We start from the raw sequence: 18,594 nt of genomic DNA, 5'->3' as shown, positions 1-18,594 counted from the left end.
TAAGACGACCCAAAGTAAACTTCAGATCATCTCCGCTCGACTTGCATGTGTTAGGCACGCCGCCAGCGTTCGTCCTGAGCCAGGATCAAACTCTCAAATTAAAATTTATATGTTTCGCAGAAAATCTGCTGCACAATTAACTTATTTGACAAGCTTGACTGCTGAATTTTATTCAGCATGCTCATTAAAATTGCTGACTTTTTTTCTAGTTCTTGTTTCCAAAAACCAGGTTGTAAAGTTCGCAAGTTACTCAATTTTGAAATCGCTATGCGATTTCGGAATTTTTCGAGTTCCTTTACATTACATTTGCATGTATTTGTCACTGTTTACTTTTCAAAGTCCATTTGTTACCTTAAAAGTATTATTTCTGTTGACTTTCAAGGTTTTCACTGTTTGCTTGCCGCAAGCAGCTTAATTATAATATCACTTTGCTGTTTCTTTGTCAACACTTTTTTTAATTTTTGTTATGAGTTTTTTTCAAAACACCATAACTCTGATTTACTTGGTGTTGCCGTTTGCGACAGCTTGGTTAGTATATCATCATGCAGTGAGTTATGGCAACGTATATTACTCCTGTATTTACGTGTTAAACTGATTTACAACGGTTATTCTGCATTATTCGCATATATTTCCCATTAAATGTCCGGTATTCTCAGGTTTCATATCTCTTTTTTTCAATAGTTCCTACATAAAATAATATTTACTCAATACCATTTAAATTATCAGGAATCAGCCTGCTTTTCTTACCTGAATAAATTATTGATAATCTGTGTAATGCGCGGGTACAACAAATATATAGAAGCTGCCTGTCTTCCGCATCCCAATACATTTCATCATTTGCATCATAGACAAGCACCGCATCGAATTCCAGCCCCTTTGCCATATATACCGGAAGAATTGTAACCTTATTGATCGTATCAAAGGAATCAGTATTGATCAGTGCAGCACCAAGTTCACTTCCAATTTCCCTATATAGCTGTTCCGCACCCGTCATGCTTTTACATATAACAGCTATTGACTGAAATCCTTCAGTCCTATATTTGCTGACCATATTTACCGCATATTCTTTCATCTGCCCACCATTCTCCGTACCGACAATTTCCGGCAGACTTTCATGCCTTTCGAAACTTTCAACCTCCAGATGCCGATCACTGAAATGGGAGCTGAATTGATTAATCTCATAGGAACATCTGAAACTTTTATTCAACATAATGGTTGTACTTCTCTTTTTATTAAGAATCTGTCTTATATCCGAGTATACAGATAAATCCGATGTTTTTTCTATAGTCTGATTTATATCCCCCAACACGGTAAACTTGGCATTTCCGAAACATCTTTTCAGAATTTCATAATGGACGGGATAATAATCCTGGGCTTCATCTACAACTACCTGCATAATCTCCTTGTAATGCTCACATCCCCCCAGCATCAGCTTCATTGCCAGAAGTACCATTGCATTATCATAACTCAAGACCGGCTTTTGCAGACCTCTACTTACATGGTTCATTATCTCTTCAATATTTACAGGCAGGTCTATTCCTTCAGCCAGCCTGTAAAACAGATTCCGGTCCCCTGCCAGTCTCTTGTACAGCACCATCACATCAACTCTTGAGAACTTCATAACCTCTCTTTTCATTGCTGCATTTTCCTTAAGTGATAACAATCTGGCAAGCGTCTTAACTTCATAGATATGTTCCGGATATTCAGCGATAAACTTTTCAAGCTTCACAAGCCGATGTTTTCTTAACTCGTGAATTTTTATCATGATGCGTTTTTCTATTGTTTCCAGCCTCTTCTCCAGCGGCAGGGAAATCTCATTCTGCCTTAAAAGCTCGGCTTTGGTCAGGTGTCTGTTTGCAATACATTCACCATTGTAGTATATATCTCTGAAATCGATCATCCTGTGTTCGAAATATTTAAGATATCTTTCTATGATAAATAAAAATTCTTTTGACAGTATAAATTCCATGCTGCTTTTAATTAAATTCTTTTTGTTTATATCTTTGGTGGATATTATTTCTTCTATTAAGGTATTACGATTGGCAATTTCAATTTTTTCTTCAAAGATATTATTAAATATTTCTTCCATTGTAAGAGCCTGAATATTCTTTTCACCCAATTCAGGCAACACACTGTCAATGTATTTTTCAAAGAGGTTATTAGGTGTAATAAGTATGATGTTATTGGAACTGAGATTTCCGGTTAAACCATGATACATGAGATAGGCAACTCTATGAAGTGCTACCGAGGTCTTTCCGCTTCCCGCTACCCCCTGCACCATCAGGAGATCATTTTCAATATCTCTTACTATAATGTCTTGCTCCTTTTGTATTGTTTCAACAATACTTTTCATTTTTGCAGAAGCATTCTGGGACAATGCCAGTTTCAACATATCATCCATGATAGTCATACTTGAATCGAAAAAATATTGTATCTCACCCTTTTTTATTTCAAATTGTCTTTTGAGTGAAACTTCCCCTCCAATTATTCCGTAGGGTGCCTTATAGCTGGCCTTTCCCAGACCAAAGCGGTAAAAAATACTGGATATGGGCGCTCTCCAGTCACAAATATAAGTTTGGCGGGTTTTTTCATCGGTAAGGTTCCCAAGGCCAATGTATATATTCTCCTTGTCAAATCCAGCTTCGGTAAAGTCAATTCTGGCAAAGTACGGCGACTGCTGCATCCTGTCGTATTTCCGTATTCTTGCCTCGGTAGCCTCATAATCATATGTTTGGACTTCAATAGGGTTCAGGTATTGTATTGCATCGGACAGTTTTTCAAAATCATTGGAGTAATGGGTGGTGTTTTCATACATATCCTTCCTATCGGCTATTAACTGCCCCTTTTTATTTTTAAGCCTGTCTATTTCATCCGACAGCTGATTTTTAATAATCTCTTTAATCCTGCCGAGATAATTCTTTTCCGATACAAACTGTTCCTGGTAATTATCCATTATATTACTCTCCTCCGACTTAAATACTAGACATTAAATATTAGACAATATATATTAAACGCGTCTGCCGTTTTTTCCTTTATAATATTTACATTTTATATAAAATCTACAATATGAAGATGACATATATTCAGATGGCACAAAAAGAGAGCATACACGTAGTATACTCTCCTTCTGTGAAGTTTGTCCTATTTCCAATATTAAAGTCAGCCGCAGGCTTACCGCTTACCCCATGGAACTGTGTAATAAATGCGGTATAGCCTGTTACCGGCTTTGGAATAGTCATATTTATTAAAAAATTACTGCTCACTTATTAATTACGGCATTACAGCTGATCGTCCGTTTCCTCAGGGCTTTCACCTTCCGTATCTTCACAGTCGGTACCCTCCGGGCATTCTTCGTTTATCATTCTAGCCATACTTACAACGTTATTGCCCTCGCTCATTCTCATAAGTGTTACTCCCTGAGTCGCACGTCCGAGAATACTTATTTCGTTAACTTTCATTCTAATGATACTTCCGTCCGAACTAATTAATATTATATCATCTTCTTCAGAAACAAGCATCATTCCTATGGATTTTCCGGTTTTCTCGGTAATTCTGTAGGTCAATATACCCTTACCGCCCCTTGTCTGAACCTTGTACTCTTCAAGCTCCGTCCTCTTACCAAAGCCGTTCTCGGTCACAACCAGAAGGGTTGTATTGTCGGTAACAACCTCCATGCCAATTACATAGTCATCCTCATCCAGCTCAATGCCTTTAACACCCTGGGATACACGTCCTATAGGCCGGGCATCGGTTTCATTGAAACGGATTGCCATTCCGTTGACAGTTGAGAGCATTATATCCTGATTTCCATCTGTAAGTTTAACATCTATAAGTTCGTCATTCTCTCTGAGTGTTACTGCCGCCAGTCCGCCTTTTCTAATGTTATCATACTCCATCAGATCAGTTTTCTTGACCAGACCGTTACGTGTGGCCATTACAAGGTATAGACCTTCCCTATATTCCTGTATCGGAATTACAGTGGTTACCTTCTCATCACCATTCAGCTGCAGCAGATTTACTATTGCTGTACCCTTGGCCTGTCTGCCGGCTTCCGGAATCTCATACGCCTTAAGTCTGTAAACCCTTCCTTTGTTGGTAAAGAACATGATGAAGTTATGGGTTGAGGTTACAAAAAGATTTTTAACAAAATCTTCTTCTCTGGTGCTAAGCCCGATTATTCCCTTTCCTCCGCGTCTCTGGCTCTTGTAAGTATCGGCTGGGAGCCTCTTGACGTATCCGAAATGAGTCATTGTTATAACACTCTCTTCTTCCTGAATGAGATCTTCAATATCAATTTCGTCTTCATCAATTTCTAATTTAGTCCTCCTGTCATCAGCATATTTATTTTTAATTACATCCAATTCTTCTTTAATTATCTGATGAACAAGGATTTCGTTAGCTAAAACATCTTTATAATATTTGATCTTCTCAAGCAGCTCGTTATATTCATTTTCCAGCTTCTCTCTTTCCAGTCCGGTAAGTCGACCCAATCTCATATCTACAATTGCCTGGGACTGCTTTTCGCTGAAGCTGAATCTCTCCGACAGACCTTCTTTTGCCAAAGCTTCTGTTTTGGAATTTCTGATTATTTTAATAACCTCATCCAGATGGTCGAGTGCCACCTTTAAGCCTTCCAATATATGAGCCCTTGCCTCTGCCTTGTCAAGTTCAAACTTTGTTCTGCGTCTGACAACATCTTCCTGATGAGCTATGTAATAATCAATAGCCTGTCTTAAATTCAAAGTTCTGGGCTCATAGAGATTATCCTCGGTTGGAACAATGGCAACCATATTGACACTGAAGGTTTCTTGCAGCTGGGTGTTTTTATATAATTGATTCAATACGACATTTGGATTTGCATCACGTTTAAGTTCTATAACAATTCTTACAGGTTCTTCTCTGCCTGATTCATCCTGCAGGAAGGATATACCCTCCAACCTTTTATCCTTAACCAGTTCAGCAATTTTCTCAATGAGCCGCGCCTTATTAACCAAATATGGTATTTCAGTTACAATGATCCTATGCCTGTTTCCATGCATTTCTTCTATAGTTGCTTCAGACCGGACAACAAGCCTGCCTCTTCCGGTCCTGTATGCATCTCTGATTCCTTTTTTACCAATAATCTTTGCAGCTGTTGGAAAATCAGGTCCCTTTATATACTGCATTAATTCATCTATGGTTATTTCCGGGTTGTTAATAACGGCATATATCCCATCAATAACCTCCCCTAAATTGTGAGGTGGAATATTGGTGGCCATACCAACGGCAATACCTGAAGAACCGTTGACCAACAGATTTGGAAATCTGGATGGCAAAACAACAGGTTCGACCTCATGCTCATCAAAGTTTGGTTTAAAATCTACGGTATCCTTGTTAATATCGGCAAGCATCTCCATGGATATTTTAGCAAGCCTTGCCTCAGTATATCTCATTGCAGCCGCAGCATCACCGTCACGGGAACCGAAATTGCCATGCCCGTCGACAAGCGGATGTCTCAGAGAAAAATCCTGTGCCATACGCACAAGACTGTCATAAACAGCAGCATCACCGTGAGGGTGGAAACTTTTCAAAGCTTCACCAACGGTTGCAACAGATTTTCTGTATGGCTTATCCGGTGTAAATCCAGAAGAATACATAGTGTAAAGTATACGCCTATGCACCGGTTTTAAACCGTCACGAACATCAGGTAGTGCTCTGTCAATAATTACACTCATAGCATAGTCTATAAAAGACTTTTTCATTTCAGATTCAATGTCTATGGGAATAATTCTCTGCTCCCTTATTTCATCTGCCATTTAATTTATTACCTCTTTTCATATTATAAAAACCCTTTTGCTTGTAGTACATTTCTCAAGTTGTCCACTATATATTGTAATAAAAATTTAACGAACTGTCCACTTTTTTGTCTAAAAGCCAATTCGCTGTAATGCTGACAGTCAATTAAACCCAATTCCGATGGATACCAAATATTAACTTCACAACTATATTATGGCCCAGCTAATACTGCCTTAGCCTGAGTTCTCTTACAGAACTGTTGATAATTATTATAAAATCGGATAAGTTATCCAGATTTGCTGTTAAATGTGTGGAAAATAACAGAATTTTAACTGTTCTCCTGTTCTCAATATTTGTTCTTCCTTTTAAATGCGGCCATTCTTTTTTCAAGAAAAAAGTGGACAGTTAAACCGTCCACAATATAATATAAAATTGCTATTTGATTTGCCATAGTCAGTTTATATTGTTTTGCTGTTAAACTTATGCCATATTGTTCTTTGGTACCCTTACTACAAATTCTATGTAATCGCCTCTGTCAATCTGAGCTGCTTTGGCATTGACTCCCGACTGTTTCATGATATCAATGGCCTGTTTGATTGTATTAACAAAGATCCTGACGTCCTTGATGGCTTTAGTCATTTTTCTGTCGGCAGGTTTTTGTCTTATATCCCGGGAGAACTTGTCAATTGCCTTTTCCACAAGTTCTTCAGTTTTCTTGACATTCAAGCCTCTTTCGCACACAAGCTTCAGCACCTTTAACTGGAGCTGTTCGTCATGAAGCTTTAATAATGCTCTGGCATGCCTTTCAGTGAGATTATTGTCCGACAGGATCTTTTTTACCAGAGGAGACAGCTTCAGAAGCCTGATTTTATTTGCAATGGTTGATTGGCTTTTTCCTATCTTTTGTGCCAGTTCCTCCTGTGTAAAGCCATGTTCATTAATGAGATTGCTGTAACCTTCAGCTTCCTCCATGTAGCTGAGATCCTCTCTCTGTAGATTTTCAATAAGTGCCATTACCGCAGAGTCGTTATCATCAACATTGATGATTATAGCCGGAATTTCTTTAAGTCCTGCCATTGTAGCGGCTCTCAGTCTTCTTTCGCCTGCCACAAGTTCATATGTGCTGTGTGAAATCTTTCTTACATTTATGGGCTGCAGTACTCCATATTGCTTTATGGATTCACACAGTTCCTCAAGCGCAAATTTATTGAACTGCTTTCTTGGCTGGTATGGATTAGGTCTGATATAGTCTATACCAACATAAGTAATGTTTTTTAAATCATCCTTTTTTTCCTGCTTTGAAAACTGAATCTTGCTTTCTAACATAACGGCACCATCCTTTGTATATTTTTTATTGTTCTCTTAAGCAATCTACCATATGTTGTAAATTACACACAAAGGATTATTCTTTTCTTTTATTCCATTTCCTTTATTCCCAGATAAAAATCGTTCGATAAAAAATTATAAAAAGGTTGATAATAATACTTATATCAACGGCTCTTTAGAGGGTTTTCCAGCTTTCCTTGGGTATTTTGTCGGCGTCTGTCTAAACTTTTTTATGATGACGACATTTCTTTCTATATTAGTCTTTGGTAGCTCCAATTTTTCAATTTTTACGATTTTTCCTCCTAAAATGTCGAGAGCTTTTGCACTGACGTCAAATTCTTCAGTGTTACTCCCCTTCATAGCGATAAAAATCCCGTTTATTTTCACAAAAGGCAGACAATATTCGAGTAAAACCGGAAGATTTGCAACCGCACGGGCTACAGCAATATCGTATTTTTCTCGGTGCTGGTGATTGGCTCCGTAGTCTTCAGCCCGCCCATGAATTGTTTTTATCTCTGACATTTCCTTCTGTCCGGAAATATTTGCTGCAATTATTACCTCATTTAAAAACTTGATTCTTTTGTCCAGGGAATCCAGCAATGTTATTTCCAGCATTGGGTTTGTTATCTTTAAAGGTATGCCTGGAAAACCGGCTCCTGTGCCGACATCAATCAGCTTTAGCTTTTCGTTTTTTATATGTGGAAGTATGCTCATGGAATCAATAAAATGTTTTATTATTATTTCCCTGTCTTCTTCAATAGCCGTTAAATTGATTTTTTGATTCCATTCCTTCAGCAGCTCCATATATGTTTCAAACTGGCTGATCTGCTGACCGGAAAGTTCTCTTCCATAATGGGCGGCTCCCTCCGCCAGCAGTTGGGTTAATTCCTTATCCAATGCCATATTTTCCTCCCAATTTCTTCTGATTTCCTCCAAACTATTGTACACTTTATTCTAATTGCCGGGGGACTCGCTTTGCCTTTGATTATTGCTGCGGTTCATCTGTTCCAGATGGATAAGCAGTACCGATATGTCGGCAGGTGAAACTCCCGTTATTCTTGAAGCCTGACCTATGGAATCAGGTTTTATCTGGGACAATTTTTGTCTGGCTTCAAGTCTCAAGCCCTGGATAAGCGAATAATCCATCTCCCGGGGAAGCTTGCGTCCTTCAAGCTTTTTATACTGTTCAACCTGCTGCATCTGACGCTTTATATAACCTTCATACTTAATTGCCACTTCCACCTGTTCCCGTACCGATCTTGGCAGAACAGGAAGCTCCATAACCTCCGAAAGGCTTTCATAGCTGATCTCGGGCCTTCTTAAAAGTTCGGCCACGTTAATTCCGCTTTTAACAGCTGTACTTTCCCTGCTTTCAAGGTATTTCAATACTTCCTCGCTCGGAGGAAGATAGCTGTTGTTCAGCCTGTCTATTTCCTTTTCTATAAGCTCTTTTTTCTCCTGGAATTTCAGGTACCTTTCCTCACTGATAAGACCGACTTTCCTGCCTAAAGGCGTCAGCCTCAGGTCTGCATTATCCTGTCTCAGCAGCAGGCGGTATTCAGCACGTGAAGTCATCATTCTGTAGGGTTCTTTTGTTCCCTTTGTGACCAGATCATCTATCAATACACCTATGTAGGCCTGGGACCTGTCCAGTATGAGGGGTTCTTTCTCATGAATTTTTTGAGCCGCATTTATTCCTGCAATAATACCCTGTGCAGCAGCTTCTTCATACCCTGAGCTTCCGTTTATCTGTCCCGCTGAAAACAAGCCCTCTATGTTTTTAAATTCCAGGGACAGTTTCAGCTGGGTTGCATCTATCCCGTCATATTCGATTGCATATGCACTTCTCATCACTTTCACATTCTCCAGCCCCGGGACAGTTTTCATAAATTCAATCTGGACATCCTCGGGAAGGCTGCTGGACATGCCCTGCAAATACATTTCCTCGGTTTCAAGACCCATTGGTTCCACAAATACCTGATGATTTTCCTTATCGGCAAACCTGACTATCTTATCCTCGATTGACGGGCAGTATCTGGGACCTATCCCTGTGATATCTCCGCTGTACAGGGGTGAGCGGTGCAAATTCCTTTTTATAATTTCATGTGTATCTTTATTTGTATAGGTAAGCCAGCAGGAAACCTGCTCCTTTTCTATACTCTCGGTTTCAAATGAAAAAGGAATGATTGTATCGTCTCCGGGCTGCTCTGTCATCTTGGAAAAATCCAGACTCCTTCTGTTAAGTCTGGCAGGCGTTCCGGTTTTAAATCTCAGCAGGGATATTCCCAGCTCCGCAAGGCTTGCAGATAGTTTATTGGCGGGGAAAATTCCATCCGGACCCCCGCTATAGCTGACATCTCCTATAATGATCCTGCCCTGCAAGTAGGTACCGGTTGTCAACACGATTGCTTTGCAATGGAATATTGCACCGGTATGTGTTTTAATTCCGGTTATTTTTGTTTTTGCTTCATCTGTCAGAAGCTCAACAACTTCAGCCTGTCTTATGTCAAGGTTCTCCTGCAGCTCCAATGTGTGTTTCATTTCCATCTGATAGTGGCGTCTGTCAACCTGGGCACGCAGGGAATATACCGCCGGTCCCTTGGAATTGTTCAATATCTTTGATTGGATGAAGGTCTTGTCGGTCGTCTTGCCCATCTGCCCGCCCAAAGCGTCTATTTCCCTTACCAGATGGCCTTTAGCCGTTCCTCCTATGTTTGGATTGCAGGGCATATTTGCCATACTGTCCAGATTTATAGAAAATACAATGGTCTTGCAGCCCAGTCTTGCGGCGGCCAAAGCAGCTTCACAACCTGCATGTCCGGCACCTACCACTATTACATCATAACTTCCAGCGAAATAATCCATCAGGATTCTTCCTTTCTACTCCTATTTATAACGAGTGACAGCTTGTGCATCACTCTGCTTTTTACTGTTATTTTCCTATGCAGAAACGGCTGAAAATGTTGTGCATGACAGCCTCATCAATGGATTCCCCTGTTATTTGTCCAATATATTCTGCTGAACTTTTTATGTCTATAGTGACCATATCCAGCGGCATACCCATATCAAATGAACCCAAAGCCTGGTCGATAGCATGAATTGACCTGTCCACCAAATTTTTGTGCCTTGCGTTGGTTAAAAGGACTTCTTCATTTTTACTTATGTCTCCCTTGAAAAACAGCTCGGAAATTTTGTCCTCCAGGCCCTCTATGCCTTCGTCATTTATTACCGATGCTTCAAGCACGATATCAGCCGAAAGCCGGCTTTTTATTTCATCTATCCCTGCTCTGTCCGCCAGATCGGTTTTATTTATGAGTATAAGACTTTTCCTTCCTCCGATGCTTTGCAATATCTCCTCATCTTCCTTGAGAATTCCGGTGTCTGCGGCAATTACCATCACTATGAGGTCGGCAGCTTCAATTGCCCTGTATGCCTTATCCACACCTATTTTTTCAACAACATCCCGGGTATTTCTTATTCCGGCAGTATCGGTAATTTTGGCAGGAATGCCTTTTATATTGACATACTCTTCAATGATGTCTCTTGTGGTACCGGGGATATCGGTAACTATGGCACGGCTGCTGCCGGCAAGCTGATTGAGCAATGAGGATTTCCCCACATTGGGCTTTCCGGCTATGACTATGTTTATTCCTTCCCTGAGCAGCTTGCCGCGGTCAAAGGTCTTTGCCAGGTCAGCAAGCTCAGCCCTTATCTGCTTCAGGCCTTCATAGACTTTTTCTCCTGTAATCTCCTCGATATCATGCTCAGGATAGTCCACTGTCACTTCAATGTGTGCAAGAAGCTCCACCAGGTCTTCCCTTAAAAGCTTTAACTTATTTGACAGCCTGCCTTCAAGATGGCTTACCGCCGCCTTCGAACTCTCCACCGTCTTTGAGTTTATAAGATCGATTATGGCCTCAGCCTGGGATAAATCAATTCTGCCGTTTAAAAATGCACGCTTTGTAAACTCACCGGCTTCCGCGGGCCTGGCACCGTATTTGAACAGCAGTTCCATTACCCTGTTTATTACGACAATACCTCCGTGACAATGTATTTCAACCACATCTTCACGTGTAAAAGTATTGGGCTTTTTCATCTTTAGAAGCAGCACTTCATCAACCATCTCTTTAGTTTCCGGGTTTGTGATTTTACCATAGGATACAGTGTGTGAAGGAATATCCTCCATTTCCTTTGAAGAATTGAAAAGCTTTGCTGAAATATCAAAAGCCGATTCTCCGCTTACTCTTATTACTCCTATACCACCGGTTCCATAGGGTGTGGACAGTGCTGCTATTGTATCTTCAAAATACATAGATACTCCATTCCGCATTTACTTTTGCAAATAACGCACAAAATGGTTCAAGGAATATAATACTCCTCAAACCATTTTAAAGTAATGACCAATTATTTTAAAGTTATAACAACTTTTCTTTTTGGTTCTTCACCTGTACTATATGTTTCTACATATTTATGTCCCTGAAGAGTTGAATGAATTATTCTTCTCTCATACGGATTCATTGGTTCAAGAGTAACAGGTTTTTTATATTTAACAACCTTGTCAGCCAATCTGTTAGCCAGCTTTATAAGGGTTTCCTCCCGTTTTTGCCTGTAATTTTCAACATTCAGGATTACTCTCTTATAATCTTCATATCCCTTGTTTATTACAAGACTGGTCAGATATTGAAGAGAGTCCATTGTTTCTCCCCTGCGGCCGATAATTATACCTATATCATCACCATTTATATCAACTACTATGCTCTCTTCGTCTTCATTTACCGAAATATCGGCTTCAACACCCATATTGTTCAAAATAGTGTATAAAAAGTCTGATGCTATATCGCCGCGGCTGGTTTCCACTTCCTTAACTGATGCTCTGATCTTTGCAACCTTCGATCCGATAATACCGAAAATGCCTTTATTGCCTTCATCCAAAACCTCTATCTCGACATCTTCCTGAGACAGATTTAGCTCTGACAACGCTGCTGAAATGGCCTCTTGAACCGTTTTCCCTGTTTTTTCAATACTGTAAGCCATTATTTACTCTCTACCTCCTTCTTCTTAAGGACATATTTATTAACATAGTATTGCTGTCCAATTGCGAATATGTTACCAGCAATCCAATATAATGCTAGACCTGCAGGGAATTGGAATGAAAATATTAATGTCATTAATGGAGATATATACAACATGGTATTTCCCATTGGGTTAGTTGCCTTGTCAGTTGTTTTTGGCATTGACATGCGGGCTGTCAGAAAAGTAGTTCCAACGGCCAGTATAACCAAAACCAGCAGCCAGATTTTCATAGGATCGGAAGCAAGCTGATCAAAATGATATGTGGGTATTGAACCTAAGTTAATTCCTCCGTGACTCGGAAAAAACATATTCAGGTTTCCAACCTTGTCTCCCTGACCGTTTTTCATAAAATACGTTATAGTATTGATTTCGGAATATGCACTGGCCACAGGTATATTTGCGAGCTTTGCCAAATCTTCCAGCTGCGCAGTTGTAAATCCAAGCATATATTTCAAAGGCTTGGTTATAACCTGCCATAATGTAAGCAGGATGGGCATTTGAATGAGCAAGGGCAAACATCCGCCGGCAGGATTTATTTTATGCTCCTGGTAGAGCTTCATAGTTTCTTCATTTAATTTTTGCTTATCATTGGAATATTTTCTCTGAAGTTCTTGCATTAACGGCTGAACTTTTTGCATTTCAGCACTTGATTTGTACTGTTTCAAAGTAAGAGGAACCAATGCGGCCCTTACAATAATAGTGAATATTATAATAGCCAGTCCATAATTTTGAAGAGCAACCGTATTATAAATCCAATAAAGGAATTGACCGAGCGGCTTAGCTATAAAATCTAAAAATCCCATGTTTTTCTCCTATAACTCAAACGTAGTGTATCTATTTCACAGGGTCAAACCCTCCTGGGTGGAAGGGGTGACACTTTAATATTCTCTTTATTGCCATATAACTGCCTTTTATACAGCCATATTTCATTATAGCTTCAATGGCATACTGTGAGCAAGTAGGATAAAACCTGCAAGTAGGCCTCATTTTAAGCGGTGATATAAACTTTTGATAAAACCTGATTAGTAAAATCAAAGCTTTTTTAAACAATCGTATTTCTCCTGATCAAAAACCTGCAGCTTTTTAAGCAGGTACTTAAATTCCTTTAGCAATGCTCCGTACTTTGGAACTGTTTGGTCTCCCCGTGCAGCAATAACTATATCAAATCCGTTTTTTATAAATTCTTCATAGTGTCGATAGCTCTCGCGGATAAGTCGCTTTTTTTTATTTCTGACAACAGCTTTTCCAGCCTTCTTTGAAACTGAAATTCCAATTCTATTTGAGGAAAATTTATTTGGAAGGACATATACGGTAATATGCCTTCCAACATAAAATGTTCCCTTATTAAATACTCTAGAAAATTCGTAATTTTTTTTCAAAGTAACAATTTTTCTCATACCATACTACCTTATTGTTTAGTTTGTATCGAGAATAGCAGGTGTGAGGCGGAAGCAAGTTCCGAACGCACTTTTAAAGAAAAAGACCACATTTATGCGGTCTTATGCTGAAAGAACCTTTCTTCCTTTTAATCTGCGTCTTCTTAATACTTTTCTTCCGTTAGCAGTGCTCATTCTCTTTCTGAAGCCGTGTTCCTTTTTCGCATGTCTTCTTTTAGGTTGATATGTTCTTAACATTAGTACACCCCCGTTCTGGTTTCCTTTATATAAACTTAAAAGTGTTTTTCTTTTAAAGATACCAAACCTATTATATATTAATACTTTTTAAACTGTCAAGGTCATTTGTAATCACAGTTTTTTGTTAATTTTTTAGTTTTAAACTTTTAAAAATCAATATATGGTGAATTCAATTTTTCATATTCAATATCTTGTTACTATAATTATTATTTACCTGACAGCCTGTGGATATATCTCAATAAAAAAATATTTTTTGTGGATATCTATGCTTTTTCGTATTGAATTTTCCACAAAACTCTGATATATTTAATAATACTTGTTGATAACCTGTGTTTATTAACATTCTGGATGTTAATAACTTTTGATCTTTAATGTTTGAATTGCTCCAACTTTACTAAAGATTAATCACAAAAATGTATTACATAGGATGAAAAACGATAATATCTTAAGGAATCAGTTACAAAATATCTGCAATAGTCTATAAATCAGGGTTAGCAATACTGATCTCCTATATACACCGAATATGTGTATATTTTATTATGGTTTTTATTTTTTTGTTTTGAAATATATCTACAGCTTCAAAAAGCATTCAGTGTGCTATGTTGGCTATGAAAAATACGCTTGATAAATTACTTAATGAATAACCAAGGTGGGCGAAATAACATGAACGTGCAACTAAATGATGTATGGAATCGGACATTGGAATTATTAAAAGGTGAAATGACGGAAATCAGTTTTAATACTTGGATATTGACCATAGAACCTATGGCTATAGATTCAAGTACTATTACTTTGGGAGTTCCTGCGGATTTTCAAAAGGGAATTCTCGAATCCAGATATTCCTATCTTATAAAGAATGCACTTAGACAAATAACCCACAAGGATTACAATATATATTTTTCAACACCATCCCAAACACCGGTGAAACCTGCCGCTCAGGAGTATACTGAAGATACCTCCGGTTTGCTGCTGAATCCTAAATACACATTTGATACATTTGTAATAGGAAATGGAAACAGGTTTGCCCATGCTGCTTCATTAGCTGTTTCGGAAGCTCCGGCAAAAGCGTACAATCCTCTTTTTCTATATGGAGGAGTTGGTCTCGGCAAGACTCACCTTATGCATGCCATCGGACATTTTGTTTTAAGTCAGAATCCTGCATTGAAAGTTTTATATGTATCGTCCGAGAAATTCACAAACGAATTGATCAACGCAATAAAAGATGACAAGAACGAAGAGTTCAGATACAAATACAGAAACATAGATGTACTTCTGATAGATGACATTCAGTTTATCGGAGGTAAGGAAAGAACCCAGGAAGAATTCTTCCATACATTTAATGCTTTGTATGAGGCCAACAAACAGATTATCATCTCCAGTGATAAACCTCCGAAAGACATTACTACCCTGGAGGAGAGGCTCAGATCCAGATTTGAATGGGGATTAATTGCGGATATTGCTCCTCCTGATCTGGAAACCAGGATTGCAATCCTCAGAAAGAAAGCCCAGCTGGAGAACCTGGATGTACCCGATGATGTAATGGTATTCATTGCCGACAAGGTGGCTTCCAATATCCGTGAGCTTGAAGGTGCGATGAACAGAGTTATCGCATATTCCACACTTACCGAAAACAAGATAAATGTTGATATGGCTATTGAAGCTTTGAAGGATATGTTCAATAACAGTAAAGCGGTTGTTATAAATTCAAAAACTATTCAGGAAGCCGTATCCCGTTATTTTCACCTTAAGACCGACGAACTTAAATCAAAGAGAAGATCCAGGGACGTGTCCTTCCCGAGACAGATTGCCATGTACCTTTGCCGTGAAATGACAGACATGTCGCTGCCGAAGGTTGGAGATGAATTTGGCGGCCGCGATCATACCACGGTAATCCATGCGTGTGAAAAAATAAATCAGGACATGGCCAACAGCGCTGAACTGAGAAGAACCATCGAAGATATAAAAAAGAATATAGTTGGGGGTTAAATCTTTTTATTTCAAACTTTATTCACAGTTTTTGTTGATTTGGTGATTAAAGTTTGTGTATAACTTAGAGTTTTGGATAACTTTATTATTTTGTTAATAAATCAGTACAGATATTCAACAGATTATCAACATAAGCAAACACTTGATCTCACTGATTTTCAAAAGTTATTCACAGTTCCAACAGCCCTTACTACTATTATTACTGCTTTAATATCTTTTAATATATTTATAAATACGGAGGTACCCATGAAAATAATTTGCTCCAAGGAAAATTTACTGAACGGTATTAACATAGTACAAAAAGCGGTTTCAACAAAAACCACATTACCTATACTTGAAGGTATACTTTTAAATGCAGATGAAAAATTCAAACTTACAGGCAATGACCTTGAAATAGGAATCGAATGTTTTGTTGAAGCAGATATAAGAGAAACAGGTTCCATAGTTATCAACTCAAAGATTTTTGGTGATATAGTAAGACGATTGCCAGACTCAGAAGTACTTATCGAAGTTAAGGAAAATAATCTCGTAATTGTAGAATGTGAAAATTCACATTTTGAAATAAAAGGTATCAATCCAAACGGATATCCTGCTTTACCCAATGTTGACAAAGAAAATGTTTTAACTTTGACACAAGGCAAATTAAAGGATATGATCAGACAAACAGTTTTTGCAGTAGGTACTGACGAAAACAGACCCGTTCTGACCGGATCGCTTATTGAAGTTAAGGACAAGGAACTGGTAGTAGTTTCCATAGATGGTTTCAGACTTGCATTGCGGAGAAAAATTCTGGAAGGTGATGTTAATGATTTCAGTGTCATCGTTCCGGGTAAAACCCTGAATGAAATATCTAAAATACTTCAAGCAGGTGAGGAAGAAGTTTATATTTATAACTCAAACAATCAGATAGTGTTTGATGCCCAATCCTGGAGAATAGTCTCAAGACTCATAGAAGGAAAATTCCTGAATTACAACAGCTTGTTAAACAAGGAATTTGAGACAAGGGTAATAATAAATATAAAAGAATTTCAATCCAGCCTTGAGAGAGCTTCACTTATATCCATGAATGACAAGAACAGTCCGGTGAAACTTTCCATAGGCAATGATAGGATAGTTATTACCTCAAATGCCGAACTGGGAGCTGTCCGTGAGGAGATAAAAGTTGACATTGAAGGGAATAATCTTGAAATAGGATATAATCCTGCATTTTTGATTGATGCGTTAAAGGCAATTGATGAAGACAGAGCTGCGATATATTTTATTACAACCAACGCACCATGTACCTTAAGACCTGTTGTTGAAAATAATAATGATTTTGCATATCTGGTTCAGGCTGTAAGGATATAATTACCTGAAACCCGCTAAGGGTACAGGTTGGAGGATTTATGGAAGAAGTCAGGATAAGTACTGAATATATAAAACTGGACCAGTTTTTAAAATGGGCCGGCGCAGTTGACAACGGTGCCATGGCTAAGGGCTTTATATTGGACGGCTTTGTCAAAGTTAATGGGAATATAGAAATACAGCGTGGAAAAAAGCTGAGAAACGGCGATATTGTAGAATTTGAAGATAAAAAATATCAAGTTGTACAGAAATAGTGTAACTTTTGTTTCACAGAGGTACTCAATTGATTGTTAAAAGCTTGGATTTAGAGAATTTTAGGAATCACAAGGATACTAAGATTTTATTTTCTGATCGTTTTAATATTATTTATGGAGATAATGGCCAGGGGAAAACTAATATCCTTGAAGCCATTTATTTATGCGCTTCCGGAAGATCACACAGGACCTCAAAGGACTCCGAACTTATAAGATTCGGCTGCAATTCATATAATATAAAAGCCTTTGTCGTGAATTCCGGACTGGATAGAGAAATTGACATTTCATATTTCAACGACCAAAAAAAGCAGATAAAAATAAATGAAATTCCTCTTAACAAATTAGGTGCACTTATGGGAAACCTGTATGCCGTACTTTTTTCTCCGGAGGATTTGTTTATTGTGAAGCAGGGTCCTATGGAACGGAGAAGGTTTGTAGATATAACTCTAAGTCAGATAAAACCTTCTTATTTTTATGATCTTCAATTAATGGCAAAGATACTTAAACAAAGAAATATGCTGTTAAAGTCAATCGATACCAATTCGTCACTTGCGGATACAATGGAGATATGGAATATTAAATTAGCCGAGGTTGCAGCCTCAATAATTATTTCCCGCCGGAAATTTTCTGAAACCTTATCAAAGCTGGCTCAAAATCAACATAAATATCTTACGGTTGAAAAGGAAATAATATCTTTTAATTACGATTGCAGTTTTCAGGCAAATGACGATAGTAAAAGGGAAGATTTAATTGAAAACTACGTAAGAATATTGGAAAAAAATCTCACAAGAGATATTGCCCTTGGATATACATCTGTGGGGCCGCACAGAGATGATTATGATATACTGATTAACGGTAAAAGTCTTAAAACATACGGGTCTCAGGGTCAGCAGCGGTCAGCCGTTTTATCTCTTAAAATAGCTGAAATAGAGCTTATATACAAGGAAACTGAGGAGTATCCCATACTGCTGCTGGATGATGTCATGTCTGAACTCGATGATAATAGGCAAAAATATCTGATGGATAGTATAACAAATGTACAGACTTTTATTACCTGCACCAGTGATGCTCATTTTAGAAACACTCTTAAAGACAAATGTTTTTATTTTAAAATTGAGGATGGGCGGGCAGCAGGTGAATTTTAAAAAATGTTAGTTTGCATTAAATTTATTAATAATGTAAAATTAAAGGTAGACGTTCAT

The 18,594-nt window shown here is 38.3% G+C and carries 15 protein-coding genes and 1 rRNA gene; 4 read left to right on the top strand and 12 right to left on the bottom strand.

The window, feature by feature from the left end; all coding sequences use genetic code 11:
* From T344_RS0108690 to rpmH, 12 genes are all read right to left on the bottom strand, one after another.
* Window positions 1-101 (bottom strand): 16S ribosomal RNA (locus T344_RS0108690); the annotation flags it as partial.
* Window positions 102-700: 599 nt separating this feature from the next.
* Window positions 701-2,953 carry a HelD family protein gene (locus tag T344_RS0108685; protein WP_027628380.1) on the bottom strand — a complete coding sequence of 751 codons (2,253 nt, stop codon included), beginning with the start codon at window positions 2,951-2,953 and terminating at the stop codon, window positions 701-703.
* 325 nt (window positions 2,954-3,278) lie between these two features.
* The gene (gene gyrA, locus T344_RS0108680; protein ID WP_027628379.1) at window positions 3,279-5,795 is read right to left on the bottom strand and encodes a DNA gyrase subunit A; all 2,517 of its coding nucleotides are present in this window, start codon (window positions 5,793-5,795) and stop codon (window positions 3,279-3,281) included.
* Between the two features lie 460 nt (window positions 5,796-6,255).
* Window positions 6,256-7,101, bottom strand: a complete 846-nt coding sequence (gene noc / locus T344_RS0108675; protein ID WP_004623424.1) for a nucleoid occlusion protein — start codon at window positions 7,099-7,101, stop codon at window positions 6,256-6,258.
* Window positions 7,102-7,260: 159 nt separating this feature from the next.
* A complete protein-coding gene (rsmG, locus tag T344_RS0108670) occupies window positions 7,261-8,004 on the bottom strand; it encodes a 16S rRNA (guanine(527)-N(7))-methyltransferase RsmG (protein WP_034860844.1) in 744 nt (247 codons plus the stop codon).
* Between the two features lie 51 nt (window positions 8,005-8,055).
* Complete coding sequence (mnmG, locus tag T344_RS0108665; RefSeq protein ID WP_027628377.1) at window positions 8,056-9,966, bottom strand: tRNA uridine-5-carboxymethylaminomethyl(34) synthesis enzyme MnmG; 1,911 nt, start codon at window positions 9,964-9,966, stop codon at window positions 8,056-8,058.
* A gap of 67 nt (window positions 9,967-10,033) precedes the next feature.
* Window positions 10,034-11,413, bottom strand: a complete 1,380-nt coding sequence (gene mnmE / locus T344_RS0108660) for a tRNA uridine-5-carboxymethylaminomethyl(34) synthesis GTPase MnmE (protein WP_027628376.1) — start codon at window positions 11,411-11,413, stop codon at window positions 10,034-10,036.
* A gap of 92 nt (window positions 11,414-11,505) precedes the next feature.
* The gene (gene jag / locus T344_RS0108655; RefSeq protein ID WP_027628375.1) at window positions 11,506-12,135 is read right to left on the bottom strand and encodes an RNA-binding cell elongation regulator Jag/EloR; all 630 of its coding nucleotides are present in this window, start codon (window positions 12,133-12,135) and stop codon (window positions 11,506-11,508) included.
* A complete protein-coding gene (locus T344_RS0108650) occupies window positions 12,135-12,977 on the bottom strand; it encodes a YidC/Oxa1 family membrane protein insertase (protein ID WP_027628374.1) in 843 nt (280 codons plus the stop codon). The genes jag and T344_RS0108650 overlap by 1 nt, the downstream gene beginning before the upstream one ends.
* A 31-nt stretch (window positions 12,978-13,008) precedes the next feature.
* Window positions 13,009-13,224, bottom strand: a complete 216-nt coding sequence (yidD, locus tag T344_RS0108645) for a membrane protein insertion efficiency factor YidD (RefSeq protein WP_027628373.1) — start codon at window positions 13,222-13,224, stop codon at window positions 13,009-13,011.
* The gene (gene rnpA, locus T344_RS0108640; protein WP_027628372.1) at window positions 13,206-13,571 is read right to left on the bottom strand and encodes a ribonuclease P protein component; all 366 of its coding nucleotides are present in this window, start codon (window positions 13,569-13,571) and stop codon (window positions 13,206-13,208) included. The genes yidD and rnpA overlap by 19 nt, the downstream gene beginning before the upstream one ends.
* A gap of 102 nt (window positions 13,572-13,673) precedes the next feature.
* Entirely contained in the window at window positions 13,674-13,808 is a 135-nt protein-coding gene (gene rpmH, locus T344_RS0108635; RefSeq protein ID WP_004623422.1) for a 50S ribosomal protein L34, read from the bottom strand.
* A gap of 663 nt (window positions 13,809-14,471) precedes the next feature.
* On the opposite strand from rpmH, the gene dnaA reads away from it, so the two are divergent.
* The 4 genes from dnaA (at window position 14,472) to recF (ending at window position 18,537) form a co-directional block, all read left to right on the top strand.
* Window positions 14,472-15,794 (top strand): chromosomal replication initiator protein DnaA, encoded by a 1,323-nt coding sequence (dnaA, locus tag T344_RS0108630; RefSeq protein WP_027628371.1) that lies wholly within the window; start codon window positions 14,472-14,474, stop codon window positions 15,792-15,794.
* Window positions 15,795-16,040: 246 nt separating this feature from the next.
* Window positions 16,041-17,141 (top strand): DNA polymerase III subunit beta, encoded by a 1,101-nt coding sequence (gene dnaN / locus T344_RS0108620; protein WP_027628370.1) that lies wholly within the window; start codon window positions 16,041-16,043, stop codon window positions 17,139-17,141.
* A 38-nt stretch (window positions 17,142-17,179) separates the two neighbouring features.
* Window positions 17,180-17,392, top strand: coding sequence for a S4 domain-containing protein YaaA (gene yaaA, locus T344_RS0108615; RefSeq protein WP_027628369.1), 213 nt, complete (start codon window positions 17,180-17,182; stop codon window positions 17,390-17,392).
* Window positions 17,393-17,421: 29 nt separating this feature from the next.
* Entirely contained in the window at window positions 17,422-18,537 is a 1,116-nt protein-coding gene (recF, locus tag T344_RS0108610; protein WP_027628368.1) for a DNA replication/repair protein RecF, read from the top strand.
* The last annotated feature ends 57 nt before the right edge of the window (window positions 18,538-18,594 follow it).

The sequence above is a fragment of the Ruminiclostridium cellobioparum DSM 1351 = ATCC 15832 genome (genome assembly GCF_000621505.1).
In the GTDB taxonomy this organism is placed as follows: domain Bacteria; phylum Bacillota; class Clostridia; order Acetivibrionales; family DSM-1351; genus Ruminiclostridium; species Ruminiclostridium cellobioparum.
The sequence above is the reverse complement of the archived record's forward strand: the minus strand, read 5'-3'. Positions and strand labels throughout refer to the sequence as shown.